We start from the raw sequence: 16,514 nt of genomic DNA, 5'->3' as shown, positions 1-16,514 counted from the left end.
AAAATGAGGTTGTTAACACACTTATTATTAGTATGAAGAACCTAATAAGGCGCTTTCAGCACCACGCTAAAATGACGGGGCTGGCACATCGCCAATCTTAGTTATAGAGGCTGCATATTGATACGCGTTTTGGTTTCTGGAGCGCTTTTTTTGACTTATTTTAGTGTGGTAATAATATCAGTAGATTGTTGCTCGGTCTTGTTTAATTCCTTTTAGTAGGCACTTTTCTCGCGTTTTCATACAAAGCTATCCATTCTTGGACGCTAACTTTGGCCACAAGCTGCGCAATAAGCTCAAAGGGGATCTTATTTATATTCTTAAAACGAATACAGCTCTTTCCCATGTCCAGTTTGCTCTTACAATATTTAGGGTACTCGTCCACAAACCAAGCGAGTAACTCAGGGCTACTGTAAATGCCAGAATGGTAAAGCGCGATAAAGTTTTTTTGGCTAGCGATATTAATGAATGGTAAAGGTAGATCGGGAGAACAGTGATACCCATCAGGATAGAGTGAATGAGGCACAACGTAACCTATCATGCCGTAGCTCATTGTTTCTTGAAAACCTTCAGGTAAATTATCAAGAATAATATGCCGTAACTGCTCGATGACCACTTGACGCTCTGCGGGCAGATCAGCCATGTACGCTTTAACGCTTGTTGCCTCGGATTTCATGTTAACCTCTGCTCGACAATGGTTGATTGTTCAAATCATAATCCCAATCTGTAATACACTTGCTTGTCCGATCATTCACTTAGACAAGATAGCAGCACATTGCTCATCCATAGTCCTATCAAAATGAGCCACTTTTGCATCAATTAGGCGATGAACAGGCAAACGTTTACATTCTAACTGTTTCAATACCTGTTCGGGCTAAGTAGAATAGTCGTTCGATTTTTCGGATTGATTGTTATTACCCAATGATTATAAACAAAACAAATAACACTAAAACCCTCACAAAAGTTGGCATTGTAGGCGGTGGTGTTGCTGGATCAACCATCGCACTACGTCTCGCTGAAATAGGTGTTGATGTTGTGTTATTTGAAGAAGGGGCATCACTTGTCAATGGGCCACCTATCTGTCATTTGCACGCTGGTGGTAATCTGTACCGTGAAATTTCAGATCAGCAATGCTTGGATTTATTAAAACAATCAATCGACACCCTTAGAGTTTTTCCACACACGGCAAATATTCGCCCTACCGTTATCGCCGTTCCAACACGAGATAATGGTGAACCCGACGCATTGCTCCCTCGACTTGAGTTACTTCAACAGACATACCAAAACTTAGTTGAAAGCGATGAAAACAATAAAGTACTAGGCGAACCTAACGATTACTTTAAGCTCTATGATCAGGCCACATTAACTAAACTGGCTGCCAAAGCATTACCCACCACCCCAGCCACACTAGATGACTGGATGATCCCAGTGGCAAAAAACCTCAATCTTGATGAATTTAAGTACCCGATCGTTCTAGTCCAAGAATATGGCTTGAGTGTCTTTCGTATCGCTGCAACAGCCTCACTCGCATTATCGAAACTAAATACATGCCAAGTGCTAACAGGTGCAAAAGTAAATCACCTTGAGCAGAATGACTCAACACAACAATGGGATATCCACTTCCAGCAATTTAATGCTGAGTTACAAGATTGGGTTACGGATTGCGAACAAGTCGATTATCTCATCAATGCTTGTGGGTATCGAACAGGCACAATAGATAACATGGCTCAGCTTCCTCGCGAACGCATGGTCGAATTTAAAGCCGCTTATGTCACCCATTGGAAAAATAGCCAAGGTATATGGCCTGAAGTTATTTTTCACGGTGAACGCGGCACTCCAAATGGCATGGCACAACTAACACCATACCCTGATGGTTACTTCCAACTTCATGGCATGACAGAAGATATTACTTTATTTAGCAAGGGCTTAGTACACTCTACTGCAACGAATGCACAACCTGAATTAAGTGCTCCTTTCATTAAGAAATTGACCCACGCATGGCAAGAAAATGAAGTCACACTCAGAAGTACACGCGCAATCCACCACATGTCGCAGTTTGTTCCTGAGTTTTCAACAGCTACAGTAGGTGGGCTTCCCTTATTCGGAGCACAACAAATTCCAGGGCAAGATGCAACGTTACGCGCTGCCGATATTAGTTTTGATGGGATGAATTATGCCCGCACCGAAATTGTCAAAGCTTCGTCTGCTCTATCAGCTGCAAATGCCGTTGTTGAAAAACTGCAATCACTTGGGCTTATTACGGCAAGTGTTTCTGGCTCGCTGGAAGCAGACTTCCCCGTGACATTGAGTCTAACATTGTCACAAGTTGAACACTTCGCCGAACAGTTAGCTGAACAACGAAACTACCCTTCCGCACTAGCTCGCCAAGTTGCTTTCTAAGAATGCAAAATAGCCATGCTCAGAGTATATCTCTGAGCTTGCTAAGCCTACCTTCGTCGTCACCCACCTTGCTCTTTACCTCTCAAATACTCCTAAGCACCGCATCACGAAAATAAAACCATAAAAAGCGAAGATATATTCATCAAACCATCATCTTGCAATTGATGTTTATACTACAATCCACTACCTTAACCGCTCATTTACTTCACCGCTTTAGCTCTAGACGAACATCTTGGTGTAATCTTCTTTCTTCACCTCTACCGCCATCATGAATAACTACGCGTTATTTGGATGTTTACGACTAGGCTTAATAGCATCTATTTAAAAGCTAAACATTATAATGAATAATAAATTAGGATTAGGCGCTCTGACCGCACTAGTCTTGAGCACTATGGTCGGTGCCGGAATTTTCAGTTTGCCGCAAAATATGGCAGCAGGCGCAGGGCCAGGTGCCGTAATGATAGGCTGGCTCATTACCGGTATTGGTATGCTAGGTTTAGTGCGCGTCTTTTACAGCCTTTCTATCCGCAAACCCCATTTAGATGGTGGTGTTATTGCCTATGCCCAAGCCGGTTTTGGCGATTTCCTTGGCTTCAATTCCGCTTGGGGATTCTGGCTAAACACCCTTTTGGCCAATACCTCCTATGCTGTGGTCGTATTTAGCGCGATTGGCTACTTTACTGACTCACCGGGCAACATTTTGTTTGGTTCAGGCAATACGTGGCAAGCAATGCTAGGGGCAACAATCTTAATTTGGTTGATGCACTACCTTGTGACGAGAGGTGTAAAAGAAGCGGCCTTAGTGAACATTGTGGTTACTTTCGCAAAACTGGTCCCTCTTTGTGCCTTCCTTGCTTTTGCTGTACTTGCCGCCAATTTTGATAAATTCAATATGGACATCTGGGCGCAGAATAACAGTGGTTTAGGCAATGTCATGGATCAAGTCCGCTACACCATGTCGATTACCTTATGGGTCTTCATTGGTATTGAAGGTGCAGTGGTATTATCAGGCCGTGCAAAAAGCCGAAAAGCAATTGGTCATGCGACTATTATTGCTCTTCTGGTTGCATTGGTTTTATACGTCGCTGTCACTTTGTTTGCTTTTGGCGTGATGACTCAACAAGAACTCGCTGAACTGAATAACCCTTCAATGGCATTAATTCTGGAGCATATTGTTGGACCTTGGGGGGCATGGCTGATCAATATTGGTTTAATTGTTTCAGTATGTGGTGCGTTACTCAGTTGGACAGTTGTTACAGCGGAAGCACCTATGGTTGCCGCTAAACAAGGGCTGTTTCCTCAGTGGTTTGGCCGAGAGAATAGCCATGGCGCACCGATTACGGCATTAACGGCTTCAACTATTGGTGTACAAGCCTTTTTGATCATGACCTTATTTAGCGAAAGTACATACCTTACGCTGGTCAACATCGCGACCTCTTCTATCTTAATTCCTTACGGTCTTTCTGCCGCTTACGGTTTGCAAGTGGCATTGAAAAATACTTGCTACGACGGCAACAACAATGCGCGACGTTGGGATTTGCTCGCCAGCGCCATTGCAACCCTTTACGGTACTTGGCTGATTTATGCCGCAGGTTTGGATTACTTGCTCTTGGTTGCCCTGCTTTACTTCCCTGGGTTATTAGTCCTGTTTTGGACACGTAGAGAGCGTCAGCAACCCTTGCTGAAAGGTAAAGGCGAATGGCTTGGCGCTATCATCATCACCCTGATGTCAGCTTCTGCTGTTGTTTTACTCGCTAACGGTACACTGAACATTTAAACAAAGAACACGTTAACAGTGCGCGGCTTACTCCATTATCGCAAAATGGTAATGAGTAAGCCTTTCTCTTTCTGGATGCTATCAATAGAAAACAGCAAGCCATATCGTTTCTTGCACCGGGTCTGTCCACGAGACACGATGGCGTTGATGCGCTTTGATATCAATATAATCTCCTTCCTGTAAGCTAACCTCGACCATCCCTTCTTCAAACAACAGCTTCGCCTGTCCTTTAACCACCATTACCCATTCATTTTCTTTTTGATCGTACCATTCATTCTTAGGCGTAACCTGTCCTTTAGAAACGATACGCTCGATACGAACGTTGGGAGTATTCAATACTTCCTCGAAAATTTCTTGAGGTAACTCACGAGGTATATGCGTAAATAAGTTATTTTTCACCTACGATCCTTGTTTTTGTTCTATAAAAAAGGCGGGACAAGCCCACCTCTTAGTAAATTAACTTAAAATTCGCTATTTTAATAAAACAGCTATTTAGGTAATGAGATTTCAATTTTACGATTTAGTGCTTCAAGCTCTGCTTCTAAGGCGCTAAGTTTAGCTTGTTCACCTTGTACAATATCCAATTTAGCTTCATATTTTGTACAATCAGCTTCTGACACCCAGTCCCAACTCGTACCACTTTTAAACTCATCGCACGCTTTTTTAGACTCTTTCGCAACAGCTTGTGCTTTTTTCACATCTACCGCTGCATTATCTACCTGTTTTTGTAACTTCAACTGCTGCTGATAGAGTTCTTTTGAGTTATCAAGCACAACTTTTTGCTTTTCTGCTGTCGTTTTTAGTGCAACGACTTTGGTGTCAAGTTTCTTCTGGGTAACCGTCATTTTCTTTTGCTGTTTTTTCAGCGAGGCAAGTTGTGCATCAAAGTCTTTCTTCTGTAGCTCTAACTGAACATTTGCCGCTTCGAGCTCGGTGGTATACTGCTCTTTATCTAGTGAGGATTGCGTTTCAAGCTCTGTATAACTTGCTTCAAGTTTTGAATACTTCGCTTCTAACTGCTGACTTTTATCAACCGCTAGCTGGTATTGCTCTAGCGTGGGATGCTGTTCCCGTTGCCACACTGCCGTAGCTAAAATAAACCCAACCACAGAACCAACAAGTGCAGCTATTACCAATGATGATGTCGTGCTTCCATTTTGCATTTTTGAGGGCATAGTTACCTTCTTCACATTCAAGCCTGCTCTGTTACTAATCATATCAGTTAGATAGTGTGATATGTCAGTACATTATCAATTTTATCACTGCACTTTTAGTAATTTCACCTGTCCTACTGTTAATACAATTTCTCAGGCTAAAGCAATCCTGTCTCTAAGACATCATTCTCAGCGTGAGCTCGCTACATTCAAGTCATGAAGACACATTTCGCACTGCGATAATATTACCGCTCAAGGAGGCAAGTAATGGTTACCCCACTTTTATTTCTAACCGTATCAGCATTTTCGACACCATTGCTTGAGAACTCAAGTTACCATCAGCAGGGTAACACCTGTTTCTTAACCGTAAATGAAGAACGTAACCAAGAAAACATCGTCCTGCTACTAAGCCTATCGGCAAATGACGAAGCATCGGTGACAGTATTTCATCGTCAAGCTTTTACAGAAAAGAGTGAAGGCTTGCTTCACCAATCTGCCACTAAGCTCAATAACTGGTATGCGAATCACGATTACCCCGTTACCCACCGTTTATATAAAAAAGTCGATGACAAGCCCATTTATGCAACCACACTCACCGCACCATCAGACAACGCTTCGACATTTATTGATATTTTTAAGACACGGGGAAACAAAACACGTTTAAATATGGATGGGATGGATTCACATTTATCTTTTGTTGCTGATAAAGTTCAAGCTGACGCTTTTTATCAATGCGGACAATCTGTGAGACACTTAGCTGCTATCCATGATAACAGCTAAGTGATTGGTTCACAGTTACTTACTGGAGAGATTTAAGGTTAGGTCACCAGGCTTAATCCAGCCTATTTTGCGCATCATTTCTGCAATTACGAGTGTAATAACAGCAGGGGCAACTATGTGCATTATTAAAATGGCTTTATAAATTTCACCATCGGCTAAGCCAGTGCCTTCCATTGCTATGTAGGTTTGGATCTGACCAACAAACCCTGACGTCCCCATCCCAGCACCTAATGGTGTATTTTCCATTGTAAAAATGAGTGTGGCAACAGGGCCTAAAATGGCTGATGTGATAATTGGTGGCCACCAAATTTTAGGGTTTCGGATAATATTTGGCATTTGGAGCATAGAGGTACCTATCCCTTGAGCAGCAAGTCCAGCCCAACGGTTTTCTCTAAAGCTCATTACAGCAAAGCCCACCATTTGTGCACAACACCCGACAGTCGCCGCACCTGCAGCCAAGCTATTTAAACTCAGCATGATCGCAATAGCAGCACTACTAATAGGTAACGTTAGTGCCATCCCCATTAATACGGCGACAACAGCTCCCATTAGAAGCGGCTGTAACTGTGTCGCTGATATGATGATATTACCCAAACCATCCATTAATTCGCCAACATGCGGCCCTACCCAGCTGCCAACCAATACCCCAACCGTCACAGTTACGGCAGGCGTAACTAAAATATCAACTTTGGTTTCATTCGCGACCAGTTTGCCACATTCTGTTGCTACTACAGCCGCAATATAAGCACCTACAGGCCCTCCCATTGCAGCACCTGCAGCACCTGCGGTTGTTGCCGAAAAAAGCACTAATGGTGGCGCTTTCAGTGCATAAGCGATCGCGACACCAATTGCTGGACCTGTCATCTGCTTGGCAATTGGCCATAATGTTTCGGACAAAATGGGAATACCAAACTTAATACCTATAGTATTTAAAATCGATCCAATAAGAAGTGATGAAAATAGCCCTAACGCCATAAAACTCATGACATGAATAAAATAATTACGAAAGGTAAACTCAATATTTTTCTTTTGCAGAAATGCTTGAATACCTAGCTTTGTTACTTGCATAGTCAACCTGTATTTTCTAGTCCTGTTACAGCTAGTTTTTCTTTTTGTATGATCCCCACTCGGCATGCGATTCTAACGCAGCTCAGCATGAATACCAATTTCCTTGTATTTTGCTCCAATTTATACTCATTTTATTATTAGGCAGCACTAAAAAAGCAGCGCATATACCACTATCAGCATAAAAAACTATATCAAGCATTATTTCGACTAGCATAGAAGTCACCTATTGGCTTTTGCTGCTTGAGGCTTGATATGAAAATCACCCCTATCACTCTCGCGTTAACTCTCTCTTTCCCTCTTTTGGCTCATGACTCAGCCCCTGCCATTATGCAAGCCAAAGATTTACTCCTCACTACGGTTCAAAATAAGCAAAGCTTAGAAGGGTCTATTAGCGACTACCTAGTCAGTGAAAAGTTAGATGGTATTCGTGCTTTTTGGGATGGGAAAGGCTTCGTCACTCGCTCAGGCAATAAACTCAATGCACCTGATTGGTTTATCGATCAATTCCCCACTATTCCATTAGACGGTGAATTATGGGCTGGTCGCGGCGGTTTTCAGCATGTTGCCAGAACGGTTCTAGATACACTACCCAATGAAGATTCATGGCGTAGGATCAGCTTTATGGTCTATGACACCCCTACGCCGAATATGACGTTTGCTCAGCGCTACACCATGCTAAATACGTCAATTACCGCACTTAACCACCCGCATATTCAAGTGATCGAACAGTTTGAAGTCAATAACCTAGATGAATTAGAGAAGACTTTAGACAAAACATCCTCGTCTGGCGGTGAAGGCCTGATGATTCATCACAAAGACAACTTGTACCAACTAGGACGAAGTGAACAACTTTTAAAATTAAAGCGTTATCAAGATGCAGAGGCCAAAGTTATTGGCTACGAAGAAGGTAAAGGTAAATACACTGGTATGATGGGCGCAATTTGGGTTGTGACCCCCGATAATATCAGGTTCAAAATTGGCAGCGGCTTTAAAGATGCTGAACGCCAAACACCACCAGCCATTGGCAGCACAGTGAATTATCGCTATAACGGACTCACTGAAAGCGGCATTCCGCGCTTTGCTCGCTACGTCAGGATCAGAAATAACCCTGATATTTAATGCTCACACGATTTGTTCTAGCGAGGTTCACTCTAAAGATTCCCACTAGATGGCTTCCCCAAATACAAGAAAAGCGCCATAGGGCGCTTTTCTTATAACGGTAAGATCAATAATTTAATCGTACTTCTTTGTTTCTAAGATTTTATATTACTGAGCTTTGAAAATTTGTGCTGCTTCCAGTTGTGTCATACTACGGATCTGGCGCCAAACAAAATAGAAGATCCCCATCATCATAATCATCGATGGAATAGCTATCATAGGATAACTTAGCAAGGTCATACGACCCAACTCTTCATTAAAAGCGGCCGTTCCCGCAGGGCTTGTTACAATCCAAGTCGCTAATACGTAATTCATGATCGATGAGAATACAAACGTACTTGCAAACAAATAGTTAGAATTCATTAAGCAACGCTCAAAATCCGCTTGTTGACCATTTTGAATCAAGCGTTGGTTGATTTCAGTTAAGTTCAGCACTGTATCGTTAAAAATCATCTTCTTCACGACAGGAAACTTGGTGAATGTCGAAATGAACACACCCACACCAATCAGGCCTGGAATCAGTGCTTCTTTTACTGCTAACCATTTAGTATCTAATTCAAGTAAACCAATACCACCTGTTAGCAAAACACTCACAAAACCCAGTAAGGATATGAAGTTAAATTTACGAAAACGTACTAGCTCATAACCACCAAATGCTAATGGAAAAGCCAGAGCAATCACTAGCGCCCCGACAGATCCTAGGTGTTCTTCACCGCTGAGCTTCATGAGGATCCCAGAAGGAACCACTACATTAAACACAATCTCTAAAAACGGATTTGATTTTTTCTCTGTCATAGTGCCTTACAAACGTTAATCTAATATCAATGCGCGCCTATTGTTCCGTGATTTGAACACACTGTAAAGCCCGAGTGCGTTACAAAGCGTTAAGCGGCGTATACCTACTACTTATAAACATAGCAGATACCCACTAAGCACCTAATTTCCTTCTATAACGTAAAGATATTGTGACCTAACCGACATTATTCAAAGAAAACATGTAAATTTACCCTACTCCTTCTATGGCAGTTTATGCATTTCTTACGAATCAAAAGTATATAATGACCTTACTATTAATTACATTTACTCATGAAGCTGGATAATTAATCGCTGTTACGCTTTAGCGTTATTTCCTTCGTACTTGCTAGTACTATGATAGTTAGAGTTTTATCACATTTCATCATGCTTTTTTTTCTTATTCTACCCCCACATTAAGGCGGTAAATATTTCAGCCACTTAATGATTATTCTACGACCCGATATAAATAGCCTGGTTTCACCAGAGTTAATTTAGTCAAAAATAAATAATAATTAAATAATCAGAGAGATATGATCATATGCGTATAGTATTAGCTTTAGGCGGTAATGCCTTATTAGCTCGTGGCCAAGCACTCACCGCTGAAAACCAACGCGAGAATATTAAAAAAGCAGCAGCAAGCATTGCTGCAATTGCTAAAGAGCATGAAATTGTTGTTGTTCACGGTAACGGCCCACAAGTTGGCCTATTAATGGAACAAAACTCAGCGTACCAAGAGTACTCACCTGAAACTACACCATACCCAATGGACGTACTTGGTTCACAAACTTGTGGCATGGTAGGTTACATGCTTCAACAAGAACTTCGTAACGTTGACCGCGAACTAGCAATTGCTACACTTGTAACACAAACAGAAGTAAGCAAAGAAGACCCAGCTTTTGCTAATCCAACTAAATTTGTTGGCCCTGTATACACAGAAGAGCGTGCAAAAGAAATCATGGCTTCATCTGACATGATGTTTAAAGCAGATGGCGACTACTTCCGCCGCGTTGTTCCATCACCTAAGCCTAAAGATATTGTTGAACTTCAACAAGTTGAAACACTGCTTAAAGCAAGCAACCTAGTTATTGCTTGTGGCGGCGGCGGCGTACCAGTTTGCTTCGACGACAACCGTATTGGCACAGGTGTAGAGTGTGTTATCGATAAAGATTTAACCGCTGAATTACTAGCAGAAAAAATCAATGCTGACCTATTCATCATTCTAACTGACGGCTCAGTTTACCGTAACTTCGGTAAAGAAGACCAAGCTGAAATGAAACAAGCAACGCCAGCTGGCCTGGCTGAGTTTAACTTCCCTGCTGGTTCTATGGGTCCTAAGATTGATGCTGTATGTCAATTTGTAAATTCAGGCCGTGGTAATGCAGCTATCGGTTCTTTATTCGATTTAGACCGTATTACACGTAACGAAGCTGGTACGCTAATTACTCAAGGCGAAGGTATTGTTTACTACTAAGGTTAAATAACCTGTCGTTTAAACAAAACTACCAATTCCATTTAAGTGTAACTTCTTTTGAAGTTACACTTTTTCATCTTAAATAAGTTATTAATTACTGCGTCTATTTTTTCATATATACATGTAACTTTAATAAAATTAAAAAGAGCACCTTCCCTCTCTGCTTTAATCCACTCTGCATTTTTAATGTAATCTACAAACTATATCTAGCTATATCCTTCTTATATTATTGAATCAATGCCCATCTAGCCTTCGTCTACTAACTTAATAATCTTTACCAAAATTGAAATCTCTTTTTTAGATTTTATTTAACATCACAACATGCTGGGAATTCCAACAAAAAACAGATTTTAGACGATAAAACACGCAAAAACAGCAGCGATAATCACACCTCACTCTCGCTACACATAAAGAGCATTTTAAATGCCACTTATAATGCTTTATGATGTAGTCATTGCTTTGCTTATCAACTCATTAAGCCGCGATAAGCCCCTATAATATGGAACGTAAGATGGCCATTTCTCGACGTACTTTTTTAAAAACATCCATTGCTACGGCTGTTGCCGCAGGTGGTGGCTTAATGGTTTACCCTGCTTCAAAATTTTTTGATGATGAAGATATCGAAGTGATCCCACACGCTAGTCATTGGGGACCTTTTAATGCCATCGTAAAAGCGGGGGTACTTGTTGGTATTCAACCTCGCAAAGAAATAGATGCAATGCCAACTGAAATGTTAACAGAGGGTTTAATTGGTCGTGTTTATGATAAAACTCGCGTTAAGTACCCCATGGTCAGAGCATCTTACCTTGCAGACCCTAAAGGCAACAGCAAGCCACACTTACGCGGAAAAGAACCTTTCGTGCGTGTTAGTTGGGAAACGGCTCTTTCTCTTGTTGCCGATGCGATTCAAACTACAGCAACCAAGCATGGCAATGAAGCTATTTTCAGCAGCTCTTACGGTGGTTGGTCACACGCAGGACTGATGAGACCCCAAGTATTACAAGGACGCTTTTTCAATTTAATCGGTGGTCAAAGTACAACAACAGGTGACTATTCAGGTGGTGCATCCCAAGTGATTTTGCCTCATGTTATTGGCGACATGGAGGTCTATTCACCGCAAACAGCTTGGCCAGTTATTGAAGAACACACCGAAACATTTGTGCTTATTGGCTGTGACCCTTGGAAAAACAACCGCATCGAATTCCGTGTTGCTGATCACCAGATGTATTCACATTGGAAGCAGTTTGCAGATAAAGGCATAAAGTTCATATCCATTAACCCACAACGAACAAGAACTGATGACGAACTCAATGCTGAGTGGGTAAAAATTGTTCCTAATACCGATACCGCGCTTTTTTTAGCCATGGCACAACACGTTTACGTTAGTGGCCTGCACGATAACGCCTATCTCGAACGCTACACAGTTGGTGCTGATAAATACATCAATCACCTGATGGGAAAAGACGATGGCGTTGTTAAGTCGCCAGCGTGGGCAGCGAATATTACGGGTATACCTGCCGAAAACATACAGGCAATGGCTGAAAAGTTTGCAACAAGCAAAACTCAGTTTGCTGCAGGCTGGTCTTTACAGCGAGCAAATCATGGTGAAATGACGCACTGGGCAATCATTAACTTCGCAGCAATGCTAGGTAAAATTGGTAAGCCGGGTGAAGGTGTTGGCTTTAGCTGGCATTACGGTAATGGTGGCATGCCACAATCGGGCAAAGCACTACCAATCGGTTTATCACAAGGGAAAAACCCAGTCAGTGCAACCTGCCCTGCATCACGCATTTCCGAAATGCTAATGAACCCAGGTAAAACGTTCACGCGTGATGGCATTGAATATACCTATCCTGATATCAAAATGGTGTATAACGCTGGTAATAATTTATTATCACACCAACAAGATACTAACGAGCTAATCGCAGCGCTTAACCATAAAGTTGAAACCTTCGTTTGCCAAGACCCATGGTGGTGTGCCTCTTCACGTTATGCCGATATTGTACTGCCAGCAACAAGTACCTTAGAGCGTAATGATCTTTCTTCTGGTGGCACTTACAGCAACGATAAAATTTATGCCATGCGCCAAGTTATTCAGCCTTATGGTGAAAGCCTTGATGATTTTGAAATCTTCCGCAAGCTGGCAGCAATCTTTAACGTTGAAGACAAATTTACCGATGGTTTATCATTCGATGACATCTTAAAGCGCGCCTATAAAGCGTCTTCAGCCACACTTCCCTTCGATGATTTCTGGCAAACTGGCGTTGCATTGCTACCTGTACCGCAAGAAGCAAATCAATGGGTAAGGCATGGTGATTTTTATCACAACCCTGATAAGTTCCCGCTTCATACTACATCTGGAAAAATTGAGCTTTTCTGCCAAGATATTGCTAATTTTGAGGTTAAAGATTGTCCACCCATGCCGACATTTCTAGAACCCTTTGAATACTTGGGTAATGCAAAGCCAAACCAAGTGCATGTCGTGAGTCCTCATCCTTATATGCGCGTACACTCTCAACTAGCAAATTCAGACGTCCGCAAGTATGAAAATGTACAAGGCCGTCAATATGTTCTTATTAACGATATAGATGCCCAAAGACACGGCATTCGTTCCGGCCAACTGGTTGAGATTTTTAATGATCGCGGGCGTGTAATTGCAGGTGCAAAAGTTTCTGATCAAATCATGGCTGGTGTGATCAGTTTGGAAGAAGGAGCATGGGTACAGTTTGATAGTCAAGGACGTTGTAACGGCGGTTCAATCAATGTCTTAACATCAAGCCAAGCATCCAGTGATTTGAGCCAAGCGACCAGTGCCAATACTTGCTTAGCCTACATCCAACGGTGTCGTGACCCTGAATCATCAAACTTAGCATTCGAACCACCTAAGGTATTGGCGCAAAAGACAGAAGTAAATATAGGCACAGTCACTACAACTTTGGCGAATGAAAGTTCAGTAAGCTCTCAGCAAAGCGTTGGTGAAGAATTATTTTATCAGCGCTGTACTATGTGTCATTCGGCCAAAGATCCCAAACAATATACGAAATCACAATGGCACGGCATAACTAAAAGTATGTTCCCTCGTGCAGGGCTGAATCCGATAGAACGCGAAGAAGTCATGGCGTTTCTTGAAGCTAACGCGAAAGATGCCAAATAATACGACTAGGATGTTTCATTGAAATTAAAAAAGCAGCCAAGGCTGCTTTTTTATTAATCAATACTTTCACCAACACAATGGCTATTAACCATTTATGCGTCAGGATAACCACTCGGGTTCGTTGACTGCCAGCGCCATGTATCCGCTGTCATATCTTCTACTGTATGTTTAGCTTCCCAGTGCAATTCAGCTTTTGCTTTAGCTGGATCAGCCCAACACTCTGCAATATCACCAGGACGACGGTCTGCAATATGGTATTTCACTTCAGCACCCGAGGCTTTTGAAAAAGCGTCGACCATTTCTAACACACTGCTACCATTGCCGGTACCTAGGTTATAAATATGAAGACCCGCATCTTTCCCTTTGTAATTTAGAGCAGCAAGGTGACCATCCGCCAAATCAACAACATGGATATAATCACGCACACCCGTACCGTCAACTGTCGGGTAATCATTACCAAATACCGCTAAAGATTCACGACGACCAACCGCCACTTGAGAGATAAATGGCATCAGGTTATTTGGAATACCTTGTGGATCTTCACCCATGGTGCCTGATTGATGCGAGCCGACTGGGTTGAAGTAGCGAAGTAACGTAATACTCATTTCAGGGTAAGCATGCTGAATATCCGTTAAGCACTCTTCCACCATTAGCTTACTACGACCATATGGATTCGTTGCGCTTGTCGGAAAATCCTCAGTGATAGGCACAGATGCAGGATCACCGTATACCGTTGCTGACGATGAAAAAATCAAGCTATTCACACCCGCTGCGCGCATAGCCTCAACCAGCACCAAGCTGCCATGAACATTGTTGTCATAATATTCTAATGGTTTTTCTACAGACTCACCGACCGCTTTTAAGCCAGCGAAGTGAATAACTGCCTCGACATCATTTTCTTTAAATACAGCATCAAGGAAAGCACGATCACGAATATCACCTTGATAAAAAGCAGGGCGAACATTGGTCAATGCTTCAATACGATCCAAAACTGATGATTTACTGTTGTATAAGTTATCTAAAATGATTGGCGTCATCCCAGCTTCAATCATCTGCACACATGTATGGCTACCTATGTAACCCATACCACCAGTAACTAATACGCGCATGGCGTTCTCCTTGATTTGGCTGCCTGTTCTTTAAAAGCGAAGACAAAATTTCTGTCACCATTGTACGCTATTTTTAAAGACTTATAAAAATGTAAGGCACTTTACGCTGATTTTATAACCATGAGTCGCAAGTTTCATAACTTTTATCCATCAATCAAGAATAACTAAAACTCCGAGACACACGCTAAACGAGCCAGTTCTAACAAACACCAATACCTCCAAAGTATTAATAGATTACCTAGTAACCATACAGACACCAATTAAGTAAATACCATTGACTCAATGGATGATTAAATTCATTCTTACGCCAAATTAATTTAGTCCACTTATTTCATATAAATATTGGACATCGCACAATTTGCCGCTTATTCTGGTGACGTTCTTCACATGATGAGAAGTTCTTCACTCACACAGTTACATGGAAGTTAGAGATATATGCCGGTTTGCATAAAGAGCAGTCAACTTGAATCCCCCAATTTCGCATACATTGAATTAAGTAAACAGACCCTACAAAAGCAACTTTCGGTCCTTTTCCCTGCTTCAGGGATTATCTGCACCATCATTGCTTTTAGCTACTTTGTGTCTGATGTAAGCAGTATATTCACCTTATCTGCACTAATAGGCGCACTACTTTGTTACGCCTTAATGTATGTTAATCGCCAAAATATTAACCCCTACTTGCTCGTGTGGGTGCTCATCTTTTTTACCACAACAGCATGTACACTCGGGTTTATGCTGAAAGGTGACAATGACATTTGCCACACCATCGGGCTAACGATTCCACTACTTTGCTTTTTTTCCCTAAATACCAAAACGGCTTGGTGGTATAGCTCTCTGTTTGGCATTCTTTATATGGTCCTCAGTGTAGAGTCCATGACTGAAAAGCATATTCAAATACCCGAAGCGCTGCAGAACATTAGTGCTTACTCAATTGTACTGATCCTTGCCTATTTGCTTGCCCGCCATCGAAATGAAGCTATTGAGTTAGTCAAAAAAACCGCTTCAACTGACTTTTTAACCGGCTTACATAACCGCCAAGGTTTAATACCGATTTATCAAAGTGAAGCTGCGAGAAGTAAACGCTACTTACGCGATTTTTCACTCGCGTTGATCGACATCGACAACCTAAAAGAAATTAATGATCGTTTTGGCTTAAAAGCCGGTGACAAAATCCTAATGATGATCGCCAAGTGCCTGAAAGAACATTGCCGCCAAAGTGATCACATTGCTCGCATTGGTGGTGAAGAGTTCTGTTTATTACTACCAGAAACTGACATAAAGCAAGCAGAAGAATTAGCCTCCCGACTTCGTGAAGTGTTATCAAGTTGGTCTTTAGAACTAGACTCTGGGGAAAAAATACAAGTCACTATCAGTATTGGCTTAACGCAGGTTGAGTACCAAGAATTCAGTTACGATTATATCAAAGCAGACAGCGCCCTACTTCGCGCTAAAAGCTGGGGTAAAAACCAAATCGCCGTCAGCGACTAGTTTTCCCACCTTATTATTAACCGTCACAATACATTTGCTATCGTGGCGGTATGAATAAAGCTTACTGTCAATTCGCTGAATATCTTTTATAAAAATAATTTCTACTCTATTTCCCTTGTTACTATATCAATATTGATAACCCAATATATCGACATGCAGGGAT

The 16,514-nt window shown here is 41.8% G+C and carries 13 protein-coding genes; 7 read left to right on the top strand and 6 right to left on the bottom strand.

Annotated features, from left to right (window positions below):
- Positions 1-202: 202 nt before the first annotated feature.
- Positions 203-673 (bottom strand): DUF1801 domain-containing protein, encoded by a 471-nt coding sequence (locus OCU77_RS18670; RefSeq protein ID WP_107302657.1) that lies wholly within the window; start codon positions 671-673, stop codon positions 203-205.
- A gap of 245 nt (positions 674-918) precedes the next feature.
- Between OCU77_RS18670 and OCU77_RS18665 the strand changes: the two genes are divergently transcribed.
- Entirely contained in the window at positions 919-2,397 is a 1,479-nt protein-coding gene (locus OCU77_RS18665; protein WP_048897832.1) for an FAD-dependent oxidoreductase, read from the top strand.
- A gap of 340 nt (positions 2,398-2,737) precedes the next feature.
- Complete coding sequence (locus tag OCU77_RS18660; RefSeq protein ID WP_048897831.1) at positions 2,738-4,174, top strand: basic amino acid/polyamine antiporter; 1,437 nt, start codon at positions 2,738-2,740, stop codon at positions 4,172-4,174.
- An 81-nt stretch (positions 4,175-4,255) separates the two neighbouring features.
- Here the strand turns inward: OCU77_RS18660 and OCU77_RS18655 are convergent, their stop codons facing one another.
- Positions 4,256-4,573, bottom strand: coding sequence for a cupin domain-containing protein (locus OCU77_RS18655; protein ID WP_048897830.1), 318 nt, complete (start codon positions 4,571-4,573; stop codon positions 4,256-4,258).
- An 89-nt stretch (positions 4,574-4,662) separates the two neighbouring features.
- Positions 4,663-5,349 (bottom strand): hypothetical protein, encoded by a 687-nt coding sequence (locus OCU77_RS18650; RefSeq protein WP_048897829.1) that lies wholly within the window; start codon positions 5,347-5,349, stop codon positions 4,663-4,665.
- 246 nt (positions 5,350-5,595) lie between these two features.
- Here OCU77_RS18650 and OCU77_RS18645 point away from each other — a divergent pair, with 246 nt between their 5' ends.
- A complete protein-coding gene (locus tag OCU77_RS18645; protein ID WP_107302658.1) occupies positions 5,596-6,108 on the top strand; it encodes a hypothetical protein in 513 nt (170 codons plus the stop codon).
- A 15-nt stretch (positions 6,109-6,123) separates the two neighbouring features.
- Here OCU77_RS18645 and OCU77_RS18640 read toward each other — a convergent pair whose 3' ends face one another.
- On the bottom strand, positions 6,124-7,176 hold the full coding sequence (locus OCU77_RS18640) for a PTS transporter subunit IIC (RefSeq protein WP_048897827.1): 1,053 nt from the start codon (positions 7,174-7,176) through the stop codon (positions 6,124-6,126).
- Between the two features lie 252 nt (positions 7,177-7,428).
- On the opposite strand from OCU77_RS18640, the gene OCU77_RS18635 reads away from it, so the two are divergent.
- The gene (locus OCU77_RS18635; protein WP_048897826.1) at positions 7,429-8,295 is read left to right on the top strand and encodes a DNA ligase; all 867 of its coding nucleotides are present in this window, start codon (positions 7,429-7,431) and stop codon (positions 8,293-8,295) included.
- A gap of 147 nt (positions 8,296-8,442) precedes the next feature.
- Here the strand turns inward: OCU77_RS18635 and OCU77_RS18630 are convergent, their stop codons facing one another.
- Positions 8,443-9,129, bottom strand: coding sequence for a VC0807 family protein (locus OCU77_RS18630; protein ID WP_048897825.1), 687 nt, complete (start codon positions 9,127-9,129; stop codon positions 8,443-8,445).
- 538 nt (positions 9,130-9,667) lie between these two features.
- Here OCU77_RS18630 and arcC point away from each other — a divergent pair.
- On the top strand, positions 9,668-10,600 hold the full coding sequence (arcC, locus tag OCU77_RS18625; RefSeq protein WP_048897824.1) for a carbamate kinase: 933 nt from the start codon (positions 9,668-9,670) through the stop codon (positions 10,598-10,600).
- A 511-nt stretch (positions 10,601-11,111) separates the two neighbouring features.
- Complete coding sequence (locus OCU77_RS18620; protein ID WP_048897823.1) at positions 11,112-13,754, top strand: molybdopterin-dependent oxidoreductase; 2,643 nt, start codon at positions 11,112-11,114, stop codon at positions 13,752-13,754.
- Between the two features lie 92 nt (positions 13,755-13,846).
- Here the strand turns inward: OCU77_RS18620 and galE are convergent, their stop codons facing one another.
- Complete coding sequence (gene galE / locus OCU77_RS18615; protein WP_048897822.1) at positions 13,847-14,863, bottom strand: UDP-glucose 4-epimerase GalE; 1,017 nt, start codon at positions 14,861-14,863, stop codon at positions 13,847-13,849.
- Between the two features lie 873 nt (positions 14,864-15,736).
- Between galE and OCU77_RS18610 the strand changes: the two genes are divergently transcribed.
- Entirely contained in the window at positions 15,737-16,351 is a 615-nt protein-coding gene (locus OCU77_RS18610) for a GGDEF domain-containing protein (protein WP_261856010.1), read from the top strand.
- Positions 16,352-16,514 lie beyond the last annotated feature (163 nt).

The organism is Photobacterium swingsii, from assembly GCF_024346715.1.
Classification (GTDB): Bacteria; Pseudomonadota; Gammaproteobacteria; order Enterobacterales; family Vibrionaceae; genus Photobacterium; species Photobacterium swingsii.
This window is presented reverse-complemented; position numbering and strand designations above follow the sequence as displayed.